The sequence below is a fragment of the Microbulbifer sp. genome, assembly GCF_051659245.1.
Lineage (GTDB): Bacteria > Pseudomonadota > Gammaproteobacteria > Pseudomonadales > Cellvibrionaceae > Microbulbifer.
The window spans coordinates 1-20,118 of sequence record NZ_JBOFOC010000151.1; the positions used below are offsets into that span (position 1 = coordinate 1).

Annotated in this window: 18 protein-coding genes and 4 tRNA genes; 19 read left to right on the forward strand and 3 right to left on the reverse strand. The window is 62.4% G+C overall.

Annotated features, from left to right (window positions below):
- Positions 1 to 100 precede the first annotated feature (100 nt).
- Positions 101 to 188 (forward strand) — tRNA-Ser (locus ACRC0P_RS15005).
- 421 nt (positions 189 to 609) lie between these two features.
- Here ACRC0P_RS15005 and ACRC0P_RS15010 read toward each other — a convergent pair.
- Positions 610 to 685: transfer RNA gene (locus ACRC0P_RS15010), tRNA-Arg, on the reverse strand.
- 606 nt (positions 686 to 1,291) lie between these two features.
- Here ACRC0P_RS15010 and ACRC0P_RS15015 point away from each other — a divergent pair.
- From ACRC0P_RS15015 to ACRC0P_RS15080, 14 genes are all read left to right on the forward strand, one after another.
- Positions 1,292 to 1,474 carry a PA3496 family putative envelope integrity protein gene (locus ACRC0P_RS15015; protein ID WP_438632116.1) on the forward strand — a complete coding sequence of 61 codons (183 nt, stop codon included), beginning with the start codon at positions 1,292 to 1,294 and terminating at the stop codon, positions 1,472 to 1,474.
- A gap of 260 nt (positions 1,475 to 1,734) precedes the next feature.
- The gene (locus ACRC0P_RS15020; protein ID WP_438632117.1) at positions 1,735 to 2,079 is read left to right on the forward strand and encodes an STAS domain-containing protein; all 345 of its coding nucleotides are present in this window, start codon (positions 1,735 to 1,737) and stop codon (positions 2,077 to 2,079) included.
- 9 nt (positions 2,080 to 2,088) lie between these two features.
- Positions 2,089 to 3,825 carry an ATP-binding SpoIIE family protein phosphatase gene (locus ACRC0P_RS15025; RefSeq protein WP_438632118.1) on the forward strand — a complete coding sequence of 579 codons (1,737 nt, stop codon included), beginning with the start codon at positions 2,089 to 2,091 and terminating at the stop codon, positions 3,823 to 3,825.
- A gap of 312 nt (positions 3,826 to 4,137) precedes the next feature.
- Entirely contained in the window at positions 4,138 to 4,812 is a 675-nt protein-coding gene (gene ccmA, locus ACRC0P_RS15030) for a cytochrome c biogenesis heme-transporting ATPase CcmA (RefSeq protein ID WP_438632119.1), read from the forward strand.
- Positions 4,802 to 5,506, forward strand: coding sequence for a heme exporter protein CcmB (ccmB, locus tag ACRC0P_RS15035; protein WP_438632120.1), 705 nt, complete (start codon positions 4,802 to 4,804; stop codon positions 5,504 to 5,506). Before ccmA ends, ccmB begins: the two co-directional genes overlap by 11 nt.
- A gap of 14 nt (positions 5,507 to 5,520) precedes the next feature.
- On the forward strand, positions 5,521 to 6,264 hold the full coding sequence (locus ACRC0P_RS15040) for a heme ABC transporter permease (RefSeq protein WP_438632121.1): 744 nt from the start codon (positions 5,521 to 5,523) through the stop codon (positions 6,262 to 6,264).
- A gap of 1 nt (position 6,265) precedes the next feature.
- On the forward strand, positions 6,266 to 6,484 hold the full coding sequence (ccmD, locus tag ACRC0P_RS15045; RefSeq protein ID WP_438632122.1) for a heme exporter protein CcmD: 219 nt from the start codon (positions 6,266 to 6,268) through the stop codon (positions 6,482 to 6,484).
- Positions 6,485 to 6,529: 45 nt separating this feature from the next.
- Positions 6,530 to 6,979, forward strand: coding sequence for a cytochrome c maturation protein CcmE (gene ccmE / locus ACRC0P_RS15050; protein WP_438632123.1), 450 nt, complete (start codon positions 6,530 to 6,532; stop codon positions 6,977 to 6,979).
- Positions 6,976 to 8,958: a heme lyase CcmF/NrfE family subunit gene (locus ACRC0P_RS15055; RefSeq protein WP_438632124.1), complete on the forward strand. Its 1,983-nt coding sequence runs from the start codon at positions 6,976 to 6,978 to the stop codon at positions 8,956 to 8,958. The genes ccmE and ACRC0P_RS15055 overlap by 4 nt, the downstream gene beginning before the upstream one ends.
- Positions 8,959 to 8,967: 9 nt before the next feature.
- A complete protein-coding gene (locus ACRC0P_RS15060) occupies positions 8,968 to 9,558 on the forward strand; it encodes a DsbE family thiol:disulfide interchange protein (protein ID WP_438632125.1) in 591 nt (196 codons plus the stop codon).
- Positions 9,521 to 10,117, forward strand: coding sequence for an IMPACT family protein (locus ACRC0P_RS15065; RefSeq protein WP_438632126.1), 597 nt, complete (start codon positions 9,521 to 9,523; stop codon positions 10,115 to 10,117). Before ACRC0P_RS15060 ends, ACRC0P_RS15065 begins: the two co-directional genes overlap by 38 nt.
- 207 nt (positions 10,118 to 10,324) lie before the next feature.
- Positions 10,325 to 11,818, forward strand: a complete 1,494-nt coding sequence (locus ACRC0P_RS15070) for a BCCT family transporter (protein ID WP_438632127.1) — start codon at positions 10,325 to 10,327, stop codon at positions 11,816 to 11,818.
- A 100-nt stretch (positions 11,819 to 11,918) separates the two neighbouring features.
- Positions 11,919 to 12,494 (forward strand): hypothetical protein, encoded by a 576-nt coding sequence (locus ACRC0P_RS15075; protein WP_438632128.1) that lies wholly within the window; start codon positions 11,919 to 11,921, stop codon positions 12,492 to 12,494.
- Positions 12,491 to 12,817, forward strand: coding sequence for a hypothetical protein (locus tag ACRC0P_RS15080; RefSeq protein ID WP_438632129.1), 327 nt, complete (start codon positions 12,491 to 12,493; stop codon positions 12,815 to 12,817). The genes ACRC0P_RS15075 and ACRC0P_RS15080 overlap by 4 nt, the downstream gene beginning before the upstream one ends.
- Before the next feature lie 193 nt (positions 12,818 to 13,010).
- On the opposite strand, the gene ACRC0P_RS15085 is transcribed toward ACRC0P_RS15080, so the two are convergent.
- Both ACRC0P_RS15085 and ACRC0P_RS15090 read right to left on the reverse strand, forming a co-directional pair.
- A tRNA-Asp gene (locus tag ACRC0P_RS15085) sits at positions 13,011 to 13,087 on the reverse strand.
- 49 nt (positions 13,088 to 13,136) lie between these two features.
- Positions 13,137 to 13,212 (reverse strand) — tRNA-Val (locus ACRC0P_RS15090).
- 165 nt (positions 13,213 to 13,377) lie between these two features.
- Between ACRC0P_RS15090 and ACRC0P_RS15095 the strand changes: the two genes are divergently transcribed.
- The 4 genes from ACRC0P_RS15095 to zipA all read left to right on the forward strand — a co-directional run bounded on the left by ACRC0P_RS15095 (position 13,378) and on the right by zipA (position 19,989).
- Positions 13,378 to 13,893 carry a cytochrome c-type biogenesis protein gene (locus ACRC0P_RS15095; protein WP_438632130.1) on the forward strand — a complete coding sequence of 172 codons (516 nt, stop codon included), beginning with the start codon at positions 13,378 to 13,380 and terminating at the stop codon, positions 13,891 to 13,893.
- Positions 13,886 to 15,109, forward strand: a complete 1,224-nt coding sequence (gene ccmI, locus ACRC0P_RS15100) for a c-type cytochrome biogenesis protein CcmI (protein WP_438632131.1) — start codon at positions 13,886 to 13,888, stop codon at positions 15,107 to 15,109. Before ACRC0P_RS15095 ends, ccmI begins: the two co-directional genes overlap by 8 nt.
- Positions 15,110 to 15,380: 271 nt before the next feature.
- Positions 15,381 to 18,893: a chromosome segregation protein SMC gene (gene smc / locus ACRC0P_RS15105; RefSeq protein ID WP_438632132.1), complete on the forward strand. Its 3,513-nt coding sequence runs from the start codon at positions 15,381 to 15,383 to the stop codon at positions 18,891 to 18,893.
- 22 nt (positions 18,894 to 18,915) lie between these two features.
- The gene (gene zipA, locus ACRC0P_RS15110; protein WP_438632133.1) at positions 18,916 to 19,989 is read left to right on the forward strand and encodes a cell division protein ZipA; all 1,074 of its coding nucleotides are present in this window, start codon (positions 18,916 to 18,918) and stop codon (positions 19,987 to 19,989) included.
- Positions 19,990 to 20,118: the final 129 nt, after the last annotated feature.

The window sequence follows — 20,118 nt, forward strand, 5'->3', positions numbered from 1 at the left end:
GGAGCGAAGCGGAGACCACGCCCGCAGGGCGTAACGAGCACGCAGGCGTGCGGACCGGAAGCTCGTAAAAAAGCCGGTTAAAACGCAACAATCAGAATTTGGTGAGGTGTCCGAGTGGCTGAAGGAGCACGCCTGGAAAGTGTGTATACCGCAAGGTATCGAGGGTTCGAATCCCTCCCTCACCGCCATTAAACAATAAAGCCCGGCAACTGCCGGGCTTTTTTTTAATGTGATTACTGCGGGTGAGAACCCTCGCCAGGGTTTGACAGGCAGCGGCAGGTCGCCGCCTTTGGTGGCGGGCGAAGCCGGAGCGCGCAGCGCGAGCCCATCCCTCCCGGCCCATCACTTCTACCTGTTCAGGTTGAAGGTTTTTTAATTCCCCACACCGAAACCCCACTTTTCTCCAGCCCCCACAAAGTGTTATTAAAGCGCCCAGCTGACGAAGCAACACATCAAAGGGGCCTTCAGCTATGAAAAGATCCAAAAAGAACCGGCGGCAGTTGGAGCGCTCAGTACAGATTTTTTGGGGCTGGGTATTGCTGGTGGGGTTGTTTGCGGTGGTGCTTATGTACACCGCCCTCGCCTGAGTTTCCCCGAGGGAAGAGTGATTGGCGCCCCCGGGTGGACTCGAACCACCAGTCCGGACTTAGGAGGTCCGTGGTTTATCCTGTTAACCGACGGGGGCGTTGTCGACTCGGGCGCCGAAAGAGCGCGGTATTCTAACGGCTGGCGCGCTCCGCGCAAAGGGCGGCGGCCGATTTCCTGCTGATGCCGCTCTGGTGGTGGCCTCCCGCCTCCCGGTCTGGCTGTTCCGCTTCCGGTTGCCGGCCTGCCGCTCCCGCCACGGCGGCTCCGATGAGTAAGCACCTGTGGGAGCCGGCCCTGCTGGCGAAACGAGAGTCGCCGGTACCCCGATCCCCTGCAGGGCAGGCTCCCACGGTGTGCCATTCCCGGCTCCCGAGTTGGCATGTCACTATAGGTAACGCTGGAGTTACTTTGTTTCCCCTCCTATCAGTCACAGATCCTTCGAAAAACTGTCTCGAATTCGTCACTGTCCGCCGTTATTTTGGCGCCGACGCCGGAGGTTATTGAGGACAATTTTCCGCTTGCTGGAGGGCACCAGGAAGGTGCAAAAAAACTTGTTTCCAGGGATAAAATTTTGCTTGACCGGGGTCGGCGAAGCTGGCTAATCTCGGCGGCACAACAATAAGAAACGTGTATGGCGACCCCTTGTGGGGCGCTGTATATAGGGTGTTTTCTGCGCTCGCAGATCGAGATTGTGGAGTTTCGTATGAGCGGTAACGTTAGCGAACATGACCTTGATTTTGATAACGAGGACATCCCCCAAATAGCCACAGAGGTACTCAAGCAAGCCTCGTCACAGGCTCCCCGCGATGCTCGCCGAATGGTCGAGGACAAGTTGGAGGAAATGCGTCTGCGGCGGGAACTGATGGACTACGATTACGACCTTTAGCCTCCTGTCACGCCTCTAATGGCACGTTCAGTGGCGTGATGAGAGAAAGGTGCCGGAGATGGCGCCTTTCGCCATTTCAATGGCCCGGATATCGCGGACGGCACTCTTTACCTGATGGGGCGAACCCTCTATTGTTCGTCCCTGCAGATAAGCGGTTTAGCTCTTTTTGACTTGGAACCGGTAGCTTCCGGTAGCGGTCTGGCAGGGTCTGGCAAGGTATAGCGCGGCAACCTCAGTTTGAGTTGAAAAGGAATTTCGCGATGGTGATGGTATCCGAAAGAAGCAGGGCGCAAGTGTCCTCTGAGCTGTCCGAGAGCGGCGAAGTGTTGACCATCAGAGTCTCGGGTAGCTTTGATTTCAATATGCACCGCGAATTCCTGCGCGCCTACCAGAACCTCTCTCCGGCACCCAAACTCTACTGTATCGACCTTTCCGAAACTCTCCACCTGGACAGCGCCGCTCTCGGAATGCTGCTGCTGTTGCGGGATCACTGCCTGGATACCGCCGGTGACGGGCAGCCTTGCATCGAACTGCGAAACGCCAGCGAGCATGTGGCCAATATCCTCGCGGTGTCCAATTTCGACAAGATTTTCAAAGTCCGCTGAGGATTTGGCGTGCCCGGGCCATACCGTGTACTGGTGATCGAGGCCGACAGCCGGGAGGCCGACCGGCTGCGGCTGCTGCTGCAGACCTGCGCCGGCGGCGAGCACGGAGCCGGAGCACTGGAATCGGCTGTGCGGCCGGACACCGCCACTGCTCTTGCCGATTATCTTCAACTGCGTCCCGACCTGGTGATCTACGGTCCCGCGGCAGCTCGGGATGCGACAGCTGAGGACCTGCAGCAACTGCGCGGCAGGGCGGGGACCGATCCGGTGCCTCTTCTGTTTGTAAAATCCGACCGCGAAACCCTTTCCTCCGCCTGCCTGAAAACCGGCTGTGACGACATATTGTTCACCCCCTACAACCCGCTTCTGGTGCAGCTGAAGCTCGCGGCCCTGCGGCGTTTCAGTGACTTCAAGCGCGCCCTGCAGGCCCAGCGCATCCGTATACGGCGCAGCCACGCGGACCTGTTGCAGGAACAGGCCAGTGCGCGGCAGATTTTCGACAAGCTGGGGCACGAGAGCTGCCTGGACCAGACTTCCGCCATCCGCTACCACCTGTCCCCGCGCGCAGTACTCAATGGAGACGTGCTGGCGGCGGCCTACGCTCCCGGCGGCAAATTGATGCTGCTGTTGGGGGACTTTACCGGCCACGGTCTCGCCGCCGCCGTGGGGGCGGTACCGCTCACCTCCAGCTTTTACTCCATGGTGCCCAAGGGCTTTTCTCTCGGTCATATCCTGCGGGAGATCAACGCCAAACTGCACCGCATACTGCCGTCCAATATGTTCTGCTGTGCGGTGGTATTCGAACTGGACCCGCACAAGCGCCATATCCGCCTGTTCAACGGGGGGATGCCCAGGGCCTGCCTGCGCCGGTGTTGCGGCGACCTGCGTCTGCTGGAATCCCGGCACCTGCCTCTGGGGGTGCTGAAAGAGGCGCGGGTGGAGGAGGCCATAGTGCATATACCGGTGGAAGCGGGGGATCATCTCTATCTGTGGAGCGACGGCATCCACGAGGCCCGCAATCAGCGGGGCGAACTGTTCGGCGAACGGCGGCTGCTGCAAGCGGTGGTCGAGCCGCTGGCGGAGGGGCGGCGTTTCGACCACCTCCTGAATACGGTCAACTCCTACAGTGCCGACCAGCATGACGATCTATCGCTGGTGGAGGTGGCCCTGGACGAAGTGTTGCCTATGACAACTGCGGCAGAGGTGGCGGCGGCGGATACCGCTGCGCAGAGGAGGGGAATCGGTGACTGGCTGCTCAACTTCACCCTTGGCCCCGAGGAGCTGCGCGACGCCGACCCGCTGCCGCTGCTGCACAGCGTACTGGCGCAGGTACCCGGTGCCGGCAGTTTTCACGATCATCTCACCATTGTCCTCGGTGAACTGTTCCGCAACGCCCTGGAGCACGGTCTGCTGCGGTTGGACAGTGGGCTCAAGCGGACGGATCGGGGCTTTACCGAATACTACCGGCACCTGGAAGAGGGGCGCCGCCGGCTGCGCAAGGGCTGGATTCGCATCGAACTGCGCTGCCGCGACCGCGGTGCCAGCGGCGAACTGGAGGTCGTGGTGGAGGACAGTGGCACCGGCCTGCCTCGCGCGAGCGGCAACGGCAACGCCTACTCCGGACGCGGCCTGCCGCTGCTGAACGCCATTTGCCGGGAGGTGGAAATGCAACCGGGCAGCAGCCGGGTGAGGGCGACGCTCGACTGGGGAGAATCCGCCCCCGCCGAACCGGCCCGACCTGTGTAGGAGCGGCGACCGCCATGGATGGCGGGGTGCCGCCCAGCGGAGCGCCGCCCAACGGAATGCCGCCCAACGGAATGCCGCCCAACGGAATGCCGCCCAACGGAATGCCGCCCAACGGAATGCCGCCCAACGGAAATACAGGTTTTGCAGGGCCGAAGGCGCCGCGAATGCGTGGAGCGGCCGGGGCAAAAATCTGCCCATGGCCGCGATCGATATAGGGTGAATCCACGCGGTCAATGTGGAATCCCATGCAATTGCCGCCAGCCCCGGTATAATGCCGCTCAGTTTTTCATCAGTTGCGGCGTTTTCGGCACCATGCCAGTTATCCCCGGTTCCCACAGTCTGCTAGAAGTGCGCCAGCTGTCCTGCGAGCGGGACGGCCGCCGCCTGTTTGCCGGACTGGACTGCGATCTGGGTCCCGGCGCCGCGCTGCAGATCGAGGGCGCCAACGGCGCCGGCAAGACCACCCTGTTGCGCACCCTGATCGGCAGCGCCGGCGATTTCAGCGGCGAGATACGCTGGAACGGGCTGCCGTATCCCCGGGCCCTGCCGCAACTGCGCGAGGCTCTGCTGTATATCGGCCACCAGGCCGGCGTGCGCCGCGGCCTGACCCCGGTGGAAAACCTCGCTTGGTACGGTGCGGGAAGAAGTGAGGCGCTGCTGGCGCTGGAACAATTGGATCTCTACGGTTTCGAGGACACCCTCTGCCAGCGGCTCTCCGCCGGCCAGAACCGCCGTGTGGCCCTGGCGCGGCTGTTCCTGCCCAATGCCCCCCGCCTGTGGATCCTGGACGAGCCCCTGGCCGCGCTGGACACCGCCGGCGTGTCCCGTTTGCAGGGGCAGATGGCCGTCCATTTGAGCCGCGGCGGCAGCCTTCTGTTTACTTCTCACCAGGCGGTGGCGCTGGCGCCACTGCAGCGAATCGACCTGGCCGCCTACGTCCCGGCCGAAGCGGAAGAACCCTTCGCGGGGGGCGCCTATGCCGGCTGAAACCGCGACCGCTGTCGTTCGCACAGCTCCCGGCTTTGCCGCCCTGCTGCGACTGGAATTGCTGCTGGCCCTGCGCCGCTGTGCGGATATCGCCAACCCGCTGCTGTTCTTTGTCACCGTGCTCGTTCTGCTGCCGCTGGGGGTGGGGCCGGAACCGGAGCTGCTGGCGCGAATGGCGCCGGGAATGATCTGGGTGGTGGCCCTGCTGGCGACGCTGCTTTCCCAGGAAAGCCTGTTTCGCAGCGATTTCGAGGACGGCTCCCTGGAGCAACTGGCGCTTTGCCCGCAACCACTGTATTTCGCGGTGATGGCCAAGGCGGCGGTGCACTGGCTGGTGACCGGCGTGCCGCTGGCGCTGCTGTCGCCCCTGTTGGGGCTGATGCTCAGCCTGCCGGTGGAGGGCTATCTATGCCTGTTGATTTCACTGTTGCTGGGCACCGCCAGCCTGAGCCTGATCGGCGCCGTGGGCGCGGCGCTCACAGTGGCGCTTCGGCGCGCCGGGCTGCTGCTGGCGCTGATCGTTATGCCGCTCTATGTGCCCGTGTTAATCTTCGGCACCGGTGCGGTGCAGGCGGCTGTCGACGGCTACGCCTACGGCGCCCAGTTGGCGGTACTGGCGGCGCTGCTGGCCGCGGCGGCGGCACTGGCACCGCTGGCGGCGGCGGGCGCGATCCGTATCAGCCTGGATAATTGATTGGGAGGTCCCGTTTGGCTTGGGAATGGTTTCACCGCTTGGGTTCGCCGCGCTGGTTTTACCACAAGACCGGCGCCTGGCTGCCGTGGCTGGCGCTGGCGAGCCTGGTGCTGCTGGCGGTCGGCAGCGCCTGGGGTCTGGGTTTTGCGCCACAGGACGCCAAGCAGGGCAACAGCTACCGGATTATCTATATCCACGTCCCCGCCGCCTTCCTGGCCCTGGCCGGCTACTACATCATGGCGGTGAGCGGCGCCATCGGCCTGATCTGGAAAATGAAACTCTCCTTCGTGGTGATGCGCGCGGCGGCGCCCATCGGCGCGGCGCTCACTTTTATCGCACTGTTCACCGGCGCCCTCTGGGGCAAACCCACCTGGGGCACCTACTGGGTGTGGGATGCGCGCATCACTTCCATGCTGATCCTACTGCTCCTGTATATCGGCGTGCTGGCGCTGTCCCGCGCCTTCAGCCGCGAGCAGGTGGCGGACAGGGCCTGTGCGCTGCTGGCGCTGGTGGGTACGGTGAATATTCCGATTATCTACAAGTCGGTGGACTGGTGGTTTACCCTGCACCAGCCGGCCAGTATCAAGTTGACCCAGTCCAACAGCATAGACCCGAGCATGTTCTATCCGCTGCTCACCATGATTGCCGGTTTTTACTGTTTTTATGCCTGGACCCTGATCGCGCACACCCGCAGCCTGGTGTTGCAGCGCGAGTGGCGCACCCAGTGGGCGCAGCAGGCACTGGGGGAGGGGAACTAAGATGCAGTTCCAGTTTTCCGGCCTCGCCGATTTCCTGGCGATGGATGGCCACGGTGTCTATGTGTGGTTTTGCTACGGCGTCACCCTGATAGTCCTGGTCGGGCTCGCGATTTGGCCGGCCCTCCATCGCCGCCGGTTGCAGCGGGAGCTGCAGCGGCAGCGGCGCATTACAGAGGCCAGAAGGCAGAGACCGGAAAACAGGGTGGCCGAACCCCTGTAGGAGCGGCCGCTGGCCGCGATTGATAATGCGTTATAGAGAACAACTATGCACCCAGCACGCAAACAACGCCTGATTCTTGTGGTACTCCTGGTGGCACTCTCCAGCGCCGCCGTGGGCTTTGTCAGCTACGCCATGCGCAACAACATCGATTACTTCTACGCGCCCAGCGCCTTCGCTGCCGGCGATGTACCCTTCGACAGGCGCATCCGCGCCGGCGGCTGCGTGGTGCCCGACAGTGTGCAGCGCGCACCGGACAGCCTGGAGGTGCGCTTCGCGCTCACCGACGGCGAGGCGGACCTGGAGGTGATGTATGACAAGCTGCTGCCGGACCTTTTCGCCGAGGGAGAGGCCGCAGTGGTTACCGGCGTGCTGATGCGGGACGGCACAGTGCGCGCCGACCAGGTACTGGCCAAGCACGATGAAAATTACACGCCGCCGGAAGTGGCGGATTCGATGGGCAAAAACGCCAGCTGCGCGGACGGGGCGAAAATATGACCCCGGAATTTGGTCACTTCGCGCTGATTGTCGGCCTGTTGCTGTCCATCGCGCTGGCCGCGGTGCCCATGGCCGGCAGCTATACCGCCCGCCCGCTGTGGATGGAAGCGGGGCGCCCGCTGGCCCTGGGGGTGCTGGTGTTTACCGCCATCGCCTTTGTGTGCCTCACCGTCGCCTTTGTGCAGAGCGATTTTTCCGTTTTGTACGTGGCGCAGAACTCCAACAGCATCCTGCCGCTGCACTACAAGATCACCGCGGTGTGGGGCGGCCACGAGGGCTCGATCCTGCTGTGGCTGCTGATGCAGGCCGGCTGGGCCGCGGCGGTGGCCCTGTTCAGCCGCCAACTGCCGGTGGAGCTGGTGGCCCGTGTACTTTCGGTGCTGGGCCTGGTGCTGGTGGGGTTCTTCCTGTTTATCCTGCTCACCTCCAACCCCTTCGACCGCAGCCTGCCGTTTCCTCCGGTGGAGGGCACCGACCTCAACCCGCTGTTACAGGACCCGGGGATGATCATCCACCCCCCGCTGCTGTATATGGGTTATGTGGGTTTTTCCGTGGCCTTCGCCTTCGCCATCGCCGCATTGCTCGGCGGTCATCTGGACAGTGCCTGGGCCCGCTGGGCGCGCCCCTGGACCGCGGTGGCCTGGTCGTTTCTCACCCTGGGCATCGCACTGGGCAGCTGGTGGGCCTACTACGAACTGGGCTGGGGCGGCTGGTGGTTCTGGGACCCGGTGGAGAACGCCTCTTTTATGCCCTGGCTGGTGGGTACCGCACTATTGCACTCGCTCGCGGTGAGCGAAAAACGCGGCCTGTTTAAAAGCTGGACCCTCCTGCTGGCCATTTTCGCTTTCAGCCTGAGCCTGCTGGGCACTTTCCTGGTTCGCTCCGGGGTGCTCACCTCGGTGCACGCCTTTGCCACCGATCCGCTGCGCGGCGGATTTATTCTCGTCTTCCTGGCTGTTGTGATAGGCCTCTCCCTGCTGCTCTTCGCCCTGCGCGCGCCGGCGGTGAGTGCACAGAGTGTTTTTTCCTTCCGTGCGCGGGAGACCTTCCTGCTCGGCAACAATGTTCTTCTGGTGCTGGTTATGGCCGTGGTGCTCACCGGCACTCTGTACCCGCTGCTGGCGGATGCGCTCAACTGGGGCAAGATCAGCGTGGGCCCGCCGTTTTTCAATATGTTCTTCGTGCCGCTGATGGCGCTGCTCTGCCTGCTGCTGGGCCTGGGCATTCACGCCAACTGGAAGGACAGCCGCTGGGGCAAACTGCTGCGCGACTGGAGTCCGCCGTTTGCGGTTGCGGCGATTGCGGCGCTGGCACTGCCCTTCGCCCTGGGCGAGTTCCACTGGGGCGCGGTCCTGGGGATTTTTGTCGGCACCTGGGTTGTCGCGGCCAGTGTTGCGGATATTTTTGCCAAGACCCGCAACGCCGATTCCTTTGGCGCCGGACTCAGGCGGCAGCGCGCCAGTTACTACGGCATGCACCTGGCCCATGCCGGCCTCGCGGTGACGGCGCTGGGTGTGGCGCTGACCAGTGTGTACAGTGTCGAGCGCGACCTGCGTATGTCCCCGGGCAGCAGCTATGAAGTGGCCGGCTACGATTTCCGTTTCGACGGCGTGCGTTCCGTGCGGGGCCCCAACTACCGCGCCTCCGAGGGCGTGCTTTTTGTCAGCCGCAACGGCAGGGCGGTGGCGGAACTGCTGCCGCAGAAACGCAATTATCTCTCCGGTGGCAATACCATGACCGAAGCGGCCATCGACACCGGCCTGTTCCGCGACCTCTATGCGGCCCTCGGCGAACCGCTGGACAAAGACAATCCCGGCGGCGACTGGGGAGTGCGCCTGCAGTACAAGGCGTTTGTGGTGTGGATCTGGCTGGGGGCGCTGTTGATGGCCATCGGCGGCGGCATCGCGGTGGCGGACAAGCGCTATCGCAAACTCAAGGCCGCGCGGGCGGCCGACACCGCTGTACCCGCGATTGCGTAAGGAGTCATTGTGGCGCGATTGAAACTGTTTTTGCCGCTGATTATCTTCGCCGCGCTGGCGCTGCTGTTCTGGCGCGGCCTCTCCCTCAATCCCCAGGATATGCCCTCTGCGCTGCTCAACAAGCCGGTGCCGCAATTTTCCCTGCCGCAGTTGGCCGGGAGTGGAAATGAAAAAAATATACAACGTAGCGATCTGCCGGCGGAACCCCTATTGCTGAACGTGTGGGCCACCTGGTGCATTGCCTGCCGCGTGGAGCACCCCTTTTTAAACAAGCTGGCGGAAGAGGGCGTGCCCATCGTGGGCATCAACCTGAAAGACGACGGTGTGGAAGCGCAGAAATGGTTGGAAAAATTCCACAATCCCTACCTGTTCAGCATTGCCGACAAAGAGGGGCGCCTGGCCCTGGACCTGGGCGTGTTCGGCGCGCCGGAAACCTTCCTGGTGGATGCGGAGGGAGTGATCCGCTGCAAACATGTGGGCGTGGTGGACGACCGCATCTGGCAGACCAAGCTGCAACCGCTGTATCAGAAACTGCAACAACAACCCTGGGACGAATTTGCCGGTGAGCTATCGGATTCCCTGCTCGCCCGTTGTCGCTGAGACGGAAGAAAAGAAAAGCCGTTTTATCTGCTGGCTCGGGCCGGTGGGAGACAAGGCGGCTTTCCAGCAGCAGCTGGACGCCGTTCGCGCGCAATACCCGGACGCCACTCACCACTGCACCGCGGTTGTGATCGGCAACCCCTCAAACCCCGAAGTGATGCAGGCGGACGACGACGGCGAGCCCGGCGGCAGCGCCGGGCGCCCCATGCTCGAACTGCTGCTCAAACAGCAGGTGGGCAATGTGGGCGCCATCGTCACCCGCTATTTCGGCGGCACCAAACTCGGCGTCGGAGGCCTGATGCGCGCCTACCGCGGCGCCGTGGGCGCCGCACTGCAACAGACCGAACTCAAACCCTTCGTTCCCCTGCTGCAGGTCCAGGTAACCTGCGACTTCTCCCAGGAATCCCGCCTGCGCTTTCTCGCCGGCCAGCATCAAGGCACTTGCGAGGATGCCGATTACACCGACAAGGTCAGCATGCAACTGAAACTGCCGCAAAACCACTGGCCGGCACTGAAAGAGCAGCTGTTAGCGGAAGGCTTCAAAATCCTCACCGACTAGCCCCCCGGGACCGCGGAGCTCCAGCTCCGCCTGGGAACGCCGAGCTCCAGCTCGGCAAGCCCCGCAAAGCGGGGCCATACCCCAAAACTTGCCCGCCCTCCCGTATAACGATACTTTTACTGCAGGCAATCACATCAATAACAGCAAGCGCGGGCTATAGTGGATAGTGATACTGGCTTTCTTTATTTTCGCAAAACGATAGGGCATTTGAAGCCCATTACCTTCTGGCCCGCGCTGGTCGGCATCCTGGCAGTGCTGGCAGCCACCGCGGTGGATAAACAAAACTTTATCCAGCTCACTTCCGCCGTCAACGCAGCGATAATCGAAAACTTTTCCTTCCTGTTTCTCTACGGCGCCCTGGCGCTGCTCGCCCTGTGTATTTATATTTTCTTCTCACCCCTCGGGCGAGTGCGTATCGGCGGGGAGGGCGCTGAGCCCATCTATTCTCCTTTTCGCTGGTTTTCGGTATCCCTCACCACAGTCATCGCCATGGGCATCCTCTTCTGGGCGGTGGCGGAACCGGTGGTACACCTCCATGAGCCGCCACCCTTTTCCGGCGTTGAATCGGGCGGCGCAGAGGCGATGCGCTTCGCTATGTCCAGTGTGTTCGTACACTGGACTTTGGCGCCCTACGCCATCTATACCGTCGCCGCTCTGGCCTTCGCGCTGGCTTTCTATAATTGCGGCCACAGCTTTTCCGTGGGTTCCCTGTTGCGGCCCTTGCTGGGAGATCGCTTGGGAGAGAAGACTGCACAGGGTATCGACGCACTGGTACTGTTCGCCGTGGTGGTGGGCATGTCCGCGGTGCTGAGTGCCGGCCTGCTGCTAATCGGCGACGGCTTCCAGGTCCTGTTCAGCACCCCCAAGTCTCCGCAGGTTTACGCCGCTACGGCGGCGTTTATCGTCGCCGTCGCACTGCTCTCCGCTGCCAGCGGCCTGCGCCAGGGTATACAGGTGCTGGCCCGTATCAATACTGTGTTGTTCGTATTGCTGATGCTGTATGTACTGGTTGTGGGGCCCAGTATCTTTATCATCAAACTGGGCAGCCAATCCCTGGCCGAATACCTGACCGGCTTTATCCCGCGTCACCTGCTTTTCAATGAGCCCGCATCCAGCCGCTGGTCCGGCTGGTGGACCACTGCCTTCTTCGCCAGTTGGTTTGCCTGGGCGCCGTTGTCCTGCCTGTTTCTGGGCAAGATAGCCCGGGGTTACACAGTGCGGCAGTTTATTCTGGTCAATTTGCTGCTGCCGTCCATTTTTGGCTTTTTATGGTTTTCCACCTTTGGACTCTCCGCGCTGTATTTCGATATCCAGAATGGCGGTGCCATGTACGGTGTCTATCGGAGCGAGGGACTGGCAGCTATGGCCTACCAGCTGTTCAGTTATCTGCCCGGCAGCATTGTGCTCAGCCTGTTTTTTATCTTCGCCTGTTTTATCTCTTTTATTACTGCAACGGATTCCAATACGGATGCGATAGGCGGGCTCTGCATGCGCTCGGTCACCGCCGAGCATATGGGATCGCCGTTTGGGATCAAGCTGCTGTGGGCCGGTGTGATTGGGATTGTGGGCTGGTGTAGCGCCACTTACCTCGGTTCCGATGGGATCAAGATGCTGGCGAATTTGGCGGGGTTGCCTGGGGTTTTGATTGTGCTTGGGGCAGGGGCTTCCCTATTGGCACTGATGTACAAATTGGAGGTTTAGAAGTGGGTGGTAGTTATAACTTCGGATGTGTTAATGTTGGCGGATAACTTTTATAAGTATGATTCTGTGAAGGACGATTCCCAGTTTTAAGGAGGGAAGTGTGGGAAAAAAGAAGAAGCAATATGTATTTCAGAATCAGTTGAAAACGCTAGTTTCAATAGAAGAGAAGATTGGAGAGCTAATAAAAAGGTATGAGGAATCGAAGTCCTCTAGCCCAAATGTGATGTTCAGGACGGTGATCGATCCTCACTCTTCGACCCTTTACAAAACGGATTCTCTAGGCAAGAAGAAGGTTATCTTTGGTGATGATAAGGAAAAAGGTGGGATCAAAGAGGGCGACTATAAACTCTCTGAGTCTGATCCAAATTGGGTTTTGCCTAGCAAAAATCATGGTCTTTCATTTGCAAGCACTTTTAACCAAACAAAGTTTACTTTGGACCTTCTCGGTAAGTTTCAGGATGAGGGTACCAAGATCAATGTGGCCTATTGGATTCTGGAGGATAGCGTTGTGATTCCAAGGGGATTGGCATTTGAGGTTGACCCTGATAACGACGAGCACTATTTGCTTGTGGTTACAGAAAGAATGACGATTTCACAGCTGATAGAGAAGTTAAGATTTGTTTCGCAGCGTATGGCTGTGATGAAAGGCTTGGAACTTGAGGCGTTTAAAGCATGATGAAATTTTCCGACCATTTAAAGCCTGCTCAAGAAGTTGCTTTGCACTATGCAAACAAGCTCAAAAATTCCTTGGCCGCTCGTGTTCTGGCTGGGGAAAAGGATATTTCAACTGTAGATGAGGCAGTTGAGTTAACCCGGTTTTTCTGGGAGATGACGGATTGTGCTGTTGACGATCAGAAAGGTGGTGTTGAAGTCGCCGGTACGTCTGACTTGGAGCATTGGATGGAAAGGTTGATGAATGTGTTCATAGGATATTTTAAGGATATGGGGTTCCAGCAGCAGTGGATTGAAGAGTCAAACCGGATAAATGGACACGCTTAAATTACCTGGATGGAAAGGTTGCTTTGAACGGTTCTTGTTTTTACTTGGACCAGGATGGGACTGATGAGCGCATCTATGACGCTCACCCTTCGGACGCCTTCGGCGTCCAAAATTGTTCCTGAACAATTTTGTCGTCCACCGGTCCGCCATATACAAAAAAGCCCCTCTCTTGCGAGATGGGTTTTTTTGTATATGGCGGACCGGACGGGACTCGAACCCGCGACCTCCGGCGTGACAGGCCGGCATTCTAACCAACTGAACTACCGGTCCGCGATCCCTGCTTCCCTTGTGAAAACCTGCTCGGCAGGTGAAAGGAAAGTGGTGGGTGGTACAGGGGTCGAACCTGTGACCTACGGCTTGTAAGGCCGCCGCTCTCCCAACTGAGCTAACCACCCCGCGTCAGGAGCTGCGTATCTTAATGATATTTTTTTGCCCGTCAACGCCTCCGGTGAAAAAATTTTTGTCTTTCAATAAGTTAAGCCACCTTCCCGGAGACATCGGGGCGTGTGCCCCGTCCGGTGGCGCTGCTATAATCGCGCAAATTTCCGCCGGAGACCCCCGTGAGACAGACAAGCTGTCGAGCCCTGATTGCCGCGGCACTGTGTGCCTGCCTGTCCCTCGCCGCGCTGGCGGCAGTGGAGGTGGAGCAGCTGTCCACGCCGGAGCTGCAGGCGCGCTATGAAGTGCTGATCGAGGAGATGCGCTGCCCCAAGTGCCAGAACCAGAACCTGGCGGGTTCCGATTCCCCGGTGGCGGGGGATCTGCGCCGGGAGATCCGCCGGTTGCTGGAAGAGGGCTTCACCGATCGGGAAATATCCGACTACATGGTGGCCCGCTATGGGGATTTTGTGCTCTACCGCCCCCCGCTGCAGCGCAATACGCTGGTCCTGTGGCTGGCGCCGGGGGTGTTTGCGGCCATCGGGCTGCTGGTGCTGATAGTGATCGTTGCGCGCTCGCGCAGCGGCTCCGGCGCGCGCCAGGAGGACGCCAGCGGCGAATTGAGCGAAGACGAACACCGGCGGCTGCGGCAGCTGCTGGGGGAAGACGAGAGCGGCGGGAAGCGACAAGATGACTGAACTCTGGCTGGGCCTGGCGCTGCTGATTCTGCCGCTGGCCTTTGTAATTCTGTGGCCGGCGCTGCGCGGCGTTGGCCCCCGGCAGGCCGCCGACAAGCGCGCGGCGCTGGCGGCCCTGTATCGCGAACAGCGCGCGGAACTGCAATCCGCCCTGGACAGCGGCTCGATCGATCGGCAGCAGTATGCGCAACTGGAGGCGGAGATGGCGCGTAACCTGCTCTCGGCGGAGGAGTCCGCTGGTGCGAAGGCCGCCTCCGGCGGCGGCCGCGGTCTGCTGATCGGCCTGGCGGCGCTGCTGCCACTGCTGGCGCTGGGGCTCTATGCTCTCTCCGACCGCCACGGCGACCTGGCCCTGTACCGGGATGTCGTCGCCAGCCAGCAGGGGCTCTCCGACGAGCAGACCGAGACGCGGATTACCCGCCAGTTGCGCGAGCGCGCACGAGCCCACCCGGAAGACCTTACCGGCCGCTATGTGCTGGCGCAGCGCCTGCTGGTAAGCGGTGACCTGCCCGGCGCAGTGACCGAGTATCGCGCGATAGTGGCCAGCGAGCCCCAGGCGGTGGGGGTCAAGGCGGAACTGGCGCAGGCGCTGTTCCTCGCCGGCGGTTCCAGGATCACCGAAGAGGTGCGGGAGTTGGTGCACGAGGTGCTGCAGGTGCAGCCGGGCAACGGCACCGCGCTTGGCCTGGCGGGGATTGCCGCCTTCGACCGGGACGAATACCGGGCGGCGCGGGACTACTGGCAGCGTGCGCTGGACCAGACCTCGCCAGATTCTACGGCGGCACAGGCGCTGGCCGCCGGAGTGGCCCGGGCCGAGGCCGCGCTGGCGGAAAAGGGTGAGCCGGTGGCGGCCAAGGCCGGCGCCCCGGCTGCCGACGGCCCGGCGATTCGCGTGCAGGTGGGGCTGGGCGCAGGGGTTTCCGCCGAGCCCGCCACCCCGGTATTCATCTACGCCCGCGGCGCCGACAGTCCCATGCCGCTGGCCATCGTCAAGCTCACGGCGGGCCAACTGCCCGCCGAGGTGGTGCTGGATGAATCCCGCGCGATGATGCCGGGGCGCTCCCTGAAGGGTGCGGATTCAGTGCAGCTGGTGGCGCGGCTGGCCGTCAACGGCGACGCGAGACCAGCGCCGGGGGACTGGCAGGGCGCGGTGGAATCTCTGCCCAAGGCCGAGTGGGGTGAGCCGGTTTCCATCACCATCGACGACCAGCTGTAGGAGCGGTCCGGCCGGGAGCGGTCCAGGGCCGCGAACTATCCGTGGTTTTGCCCACCATCGATCGCGGCCATGGGCCGCTCCTACCACAATTCTGCGAACCCCGGTCTTCGAACCGGGCGCTCCCGGGAACCTGCAGCCCCTCTTGAGCCCCGGGGCTCCGCGTTCCCAGCCTGTGAAATATGCGCTGAAACCACGGCCGGCGCCATGTACAATCGCGCATTTGGTGCGGCCACCGCTCGCCGGCATAGAACAAATACCGAGTTAACAATACATGCGTCTGAAGTGCATCAAGCTTGCGGGTTTCAAGTCCTTTGTTGACCCGACCACGGTCTACTTTCCCTCCAACCTCAGCGCCGTGGTCGGCCCCAATGGTTGTGGCAAGTCCAATATCATCGACGCGGTGCGCTGGGTGATGGGCGAATCGTCCGCGAAGAACCTGCGCGGCGACTCCATGACCGACGTGATCTTCAATGGCTCCAGCGGTCGCAAGCCGGTGGGCCAGGCCTCCATCGAACTGGTGTTCGACAACTCACAAGGCAAGCTGCAAGGCGCCTACGCCGCCTTCGCCGAGGTCTCGGTCAAGCGCAAGGTGACCCGGGACGGCCAGAACAACTACTACCTGAACGGCGACAAGTGCCGCCGCCGCGACGTGACCGACCTGTTCCTGGGTACCGGCCTGGGCCCGCGCAGCTACGCGATTATCGAACAGGGCATGATCTCCAAACTGATCGAGGCCAAGCCGGAAGAGCTGCGCGTATTCATCGAGGAGGCCGCCGGTATCTCCAAGTACAAGGAGCGCCGTCGCGATACCGAAAACCGCATGCGCCGCACCAAGGAGAACCTGGAGCGCCTGACCGATATCCGCGATGAACTGGACCGCCAACTGGCACGCCTGGAGCGCCAGGCGGCCGCGGCTGAAAAGTACAGCCGCTTCAAAGAGGAAGAGCGCAGCCACAAGGCCCACCTGCAGGCGCTGAAGTACCGCGACCTGAACGACCAGTCCCGGGCCAAGCAGCAGCAGATCGGCGAGCTGGAACTCACCGTGGAAGAGCTGGTGACCCGCCAGGTCAGCTGCGACACCGATATCGAACAGAAGCGCGTGGGCTATCACGAGCTGTCCGACAGCTTCAACGAGGTGCAGGGCCGCTTCTACGCCGTGGGCGCGGATATCGCGCGCCTGGAGCAGAGCATCGCCCACGCCCGCGAGCGCAACACCCGCCTGCAGTCGGATATCCAGCAGAACGAACAGGAATACCGCGAGGCGGAGACCGGACTGGAGGCGGACCGGGAAAAGGCCGCCCAGTTCGAGGCCGAACTGGAAGTGATCGTGCCGGACCTGGAGATGGTCCAGGCCGCCGAGGAGGAGTCCGCCCAGGCGCTGCTGAGCGCCGAAGACGCCATGCGCGACTGGCAGAGCGAGTGGGACCAGTTCAACCAGGGCGCTTCCGGCTCGCGGCAGAAGGCGGAAGTGCAGCAATCCCGCATCCAACACCTGGAGACCTCCCGCCAACGGCTGCAAGAGCGCGTCAACAAACTGCAGGCGGAGCAGACGGGCCTCAGGGATAGCGGCGACGACGGCGAATTCGAGCAACTGAACGAACAGCTCGCCGAACTGGAGCTGCAGGTGGGCGAGCGCCGCGAAGCGGTCACCGAGAAAAATGAATCCCTCGCTGAGCTGCGCGGCCGCGAGAGCGATATCGCCTCCGGGCTGGACCAGCTGCGCCTGCAGTTGCAGACCAGCCGCGGCCGCCAGGCCTCCCTGGAAGCGCTGCAGCAGGCGGCGCTGGGGCAGGGCAAAGCGGTGGAGAACTGGCTGCAGCAGCAGGCGCTCGCCGACAGGCCGCGCCTCGCGGACCAGATCAGCGCCAGCCCCGGCTGGGAAAAGGCCGTGGAAACGGTACTCGGTGCCCAACTGCAGGCAGTCTGTGTCGATCAGCTCGAGAGCCTCAGTGAGGGCCTCCCCACCCTGGAGAGCGGCCAGGCAGTGTTTATCGACGGCGCCGGCGTCAGCCCCGCCACTGGCGGCAGCCTGCCGGCGCTGGCGGATGTGGTGCAGGTTGAAAAAGGCCCGCAATCCCTGACCGGTATCCTGTCCGGCATCTACACTGCGGAAGACCTGAATGCGGCGCTTTCCAGTCGGGCCCGATTGCAGGCCCACGAATCCATAGTCACCAAGGACGGTCTCTGGCTCGGCCCCAACTGGCTGCGGGTCAGCCGCGCTACCGACGCCGAGGCCGGTGTGCTGGCGCGCAAGCAGGAACTGGAGGAGCTGGAAGCCTCCATCGCCGCCTGCGAGGAGCAGATCGAGAAGCAGGCGGAAGAGCGCGAGGCGCTGCGCCGCCGGGCGGTGGAGCTGGAGAGCGGTATCGAGCAGTCGCGCAACGAGGTGGAGCAGTTCAGCCGCCGCGAGGCGGAACTGCGCAGCCAGCTGTCCGCCCGCCGCGCCCGCGCCGAGCAGATGGACGAGCGCCGCACCCGCGTGGAGCAGGAGATTGCCGAAGTTCGCGAGCAGTTGGAGCTGGAGGGTGAATCCCTGTCGGAAGCGCGGCTGCTGTTGCAGGAGGCGGTGGAGGCCATGAGCGACGACACCGACCGCCGCGAAACGCTATTGTCTGCGCGCGATGAACTGCGCGAGGCCCTGGATGCGGCGCGCCAGCGCGCCCGCGAGGACAAGGACCGCGCCCACGAGCTGGCCATGCGCGAGCAGTCGGTGCGCACCCAGATGATATCCCTGGAGCGCACCCTGCAGGTGATGCGCGAGCAGCTGGAGCGCCTGCGCAGTCGCCGCGAACTGCTGCAGGAACAGATGGCCGAAACCCAGGACCCGTCCCAGGACTTTCGGGCCGAGCTGGAGGAAAAACTGGCCGAGCGCCTGGAAGTGGAGGCGGAACTGGGCGAGGCGCGCAAAAAACTGGAAGAAGTGGAGAGCGGCCTGCGCGAGCGGGAACAGGAACGCCACAAGGTGGAGTCCGCCCTGCAGGGGGTGCGCGCACAGCTGGAACAGGAGCGCCTGGCCGAGCAGACTTTAGAGGTACAGCGCAACGGCCTGGTGGAGCAGTTGCGTGAGACCGACTTCGAGGTGGAGCAACTGCTGGAGGAACTCCCGGACGAACTGACCATCGAATCCGTACAACAGGACCTGGAACTGGTCGCCGCGCGCATCTCGCGCCTGGGACCGATCAACCTGGCGGCGATCGACGAATACAAACAGGAATCCGAGCGCAAGAACTATCTGGACCGCCAGTACGGCGACCTCACCGACGCGCTGGAAACCCTGGAAAACGCCATCAAGAAAATCGACCGGGAGACCCGCACCCGCTTCAAGGAGACTTTCGACCAGGTCAACAGCGGCCTGCAGGAACTCTTCCCGAAAGTGTTCGGCGGCGGCCACGCCTACCTGGAGTTGACCGGCGAGGACCTGCTGGATACGGGCATTGCGATCATGGCGCGCCCCCCGGGCAAGCGCAACAGCACCATCCACCTGCTCTCAGGTGGGGAAAAGGCGCTCACCGCCATCGCGCTGGTGTTTTCCATCTTCCGCCTGAACCCGGCACCCTTCTGTATGCTGGACGAGGTGGATGCGCCGCTGGACGACGCCAACGTGGGCCGCTACGCGCGAATGGTGCAGGAAATGTCGGAGCATGTGCAATTTATCTATATTACCCACAACAAAATTGCCATGGAGATGGCTCACCAGTTGCTGGGAGTCACCATGCACGAACCGGGCGTATCCCGCCTGGTATCCGTGGATGTGGAAGAGGCGGCCGAACTGGCATCCGCGTAAGGAGGCGTAAAAGAGAGGTTCAATGGGTAACTGGCTGATTACAATTCTCGCACTGGTGTTGTTTCTCGCAATACTGGACGGTGTGCGGCGGGCGATAAAAAAGCAGCGCGCGGCGATGAAGGTTTCCCGCGACCTGTCCCGGGCCATGCAGCGGGACACCTACGGCGACGAAGAAGTGCCGTCGCCGCCGCGCAGTGTGGGCAAAGACGCTTCCGCAGAGGGCGAAGAGGAATACCTGGATCCGGAGGAGGAGGCCAGGCGCCGGCAGATCGCCGCGGAGCTGCCGGGCCAGGTGCGCGTGGTGCAGCGCCGCGCCCTGGAGGAAGCCCTGCAGGTGAATCGCCTGGTGCAGGAGACTTTCCAGTCCTCCCGCAAACCCCTGGCCGACGGCGGCCCCCACAGTGAAGAACCCGGGGAGCCGGAGCAGGCATCCCTGAACCTGGAAGAGCAGGTGCCCACGCTGATGGAGTCGGTGGGGGACGAGACGCGCCGCGAGCCGGCACTGGACGAATCCGCTAGCCTGGAGGCGCTGAACGACACGCCCGCAGCGGAAGAGACGGCGCCGCCGCCCGCGGAGGCGCCGCCGCCCACGGAAAGGCCGCGCAAGGCGGAAAAAGCGGCGGACAAGCCGAAGAAAAAACACCGGGAGAAATCCCCGGTGGAAGAAGTACTGATTATCAACATCATGGCGCGGGAGGGCGATCGCTTCGAGGGCAACGACCTGCTGCGGGTGCTGCTGGCGGCGGGGATGCGCTTCGGCGACATGAATATTTTCCACTACCACGCCGGCGGCGGAGCGGACGGCCCGGTGATTTTCAGCCTCGCCAATATGGTGGTGCCCGGCACCTTCGACCTCACCCAGATGGAGGAATTCACCAGCCCCGGGGTCAGCCTGTTCCTGGCCCTGCCCATCGAGGGCGAAGCGATCAAGGCGTTCGAAATCCTGCTCTCCACCTCGCGCCAGATTGCCGGGCAGTTGGGTGGCGAACTCAAGGACGAAAACCGCAGCGTATTCACCGCCCAGACCGCCGAGCACTACCGCCAGCGGGTGATGGAGTACCAGCGCCGCAAGGCGCTGGCCAGAGCGCAGGCGTAACCCAGGCCCGCCCTGTAGGAGCGGCCCATGGCCGCGATCGGATTTGCTTCGTAGCTTGTGCCGATCGCGGCCATGGGCGGATGGCCGCCCCGCCGCTCCTACAATGTAAAATCCCATTCTTCGGCAAGA

Excerpts from the sequence above, each read along its gene's own strand:
- ACRC0P_RS15015 (WP_438632116.1), top strand. The coding sequence starts at position 1,292 with ATGAGCGGTAACGTTAGCGAACATGACCTTGATTTTGATAACGAGGAC.
- ACRC0P_RS15020 (WP_438632117.1), top strand. The coding sequence starts at position 1,735 with ATGGTGATGGTATCCGAAAGAAGCAGGGCGCAAGTGTCCTCTGAGCTG.
- ccmA (WP_438632119.1), top strand. The coding sequence starts at position 4,138 with ATGCCAGTTATCCCCGGTTCCCACAGTCTGCTAGAAGTGCGCCAGCTG.
- ccmB (WP_438632120.1), top strand. The coding sequence starts at position 4,802 with ATGCCGGCTGAAACCGCGACCGCTGTCGTTCGCACAGCTCCCGGCTTT.
- ccmD (WP_438632122.1), top strand. The coding sequence starts at position 6,266 with ATGCAGTTCCAGTTTTCCGGCCTCGCCGATTTCCTGGCGATGGATGGC.
- ccmE (WP_438632123.1), top strand. The coding sequence starts at position 6,530 with ATGCACCCAGCACGCAAACAACGCCTGATTCTTGTGGTACTCCTGGTG.
- ACRC0P_RS15055 (WP_438632124.1), top strand. The coding sequence starts at position 6,976 with ATGACCCCGGAATTTGGTCACTTCGCGCTGATTGTCGGCCTGTTGCTG.
- ACRC0P_RS15080 (WP_438632129.1), top strand. The coding sequence starts at position 12,491 with ATGATGAAATTTTCCGACCATTTAAAGCCTGCTCAAGAAGTTGCTTTG.
- ccmI (WP_438632131.1), top strand. The coding sequence starts at position 13,886 with ATGACTGAACTCTGGCTGGGCCTGGCGCTGCTGATTCTGCCGCTGGCC.
- smc (WP_438632132.1), top strand. The coding sequence starts at position 15,381 with ATGCGTCTGAAGTGCATCAAGCTTGCGGGTTTCAAGTCCTTTGTTGAC.
- zipA (WP_438632133.1), top strand. The coding sequence starts at position 18,916 with ATGGGTAACTGGCTGATTACAATTCTCGCACTGGTGTTGTTTCTCGCA.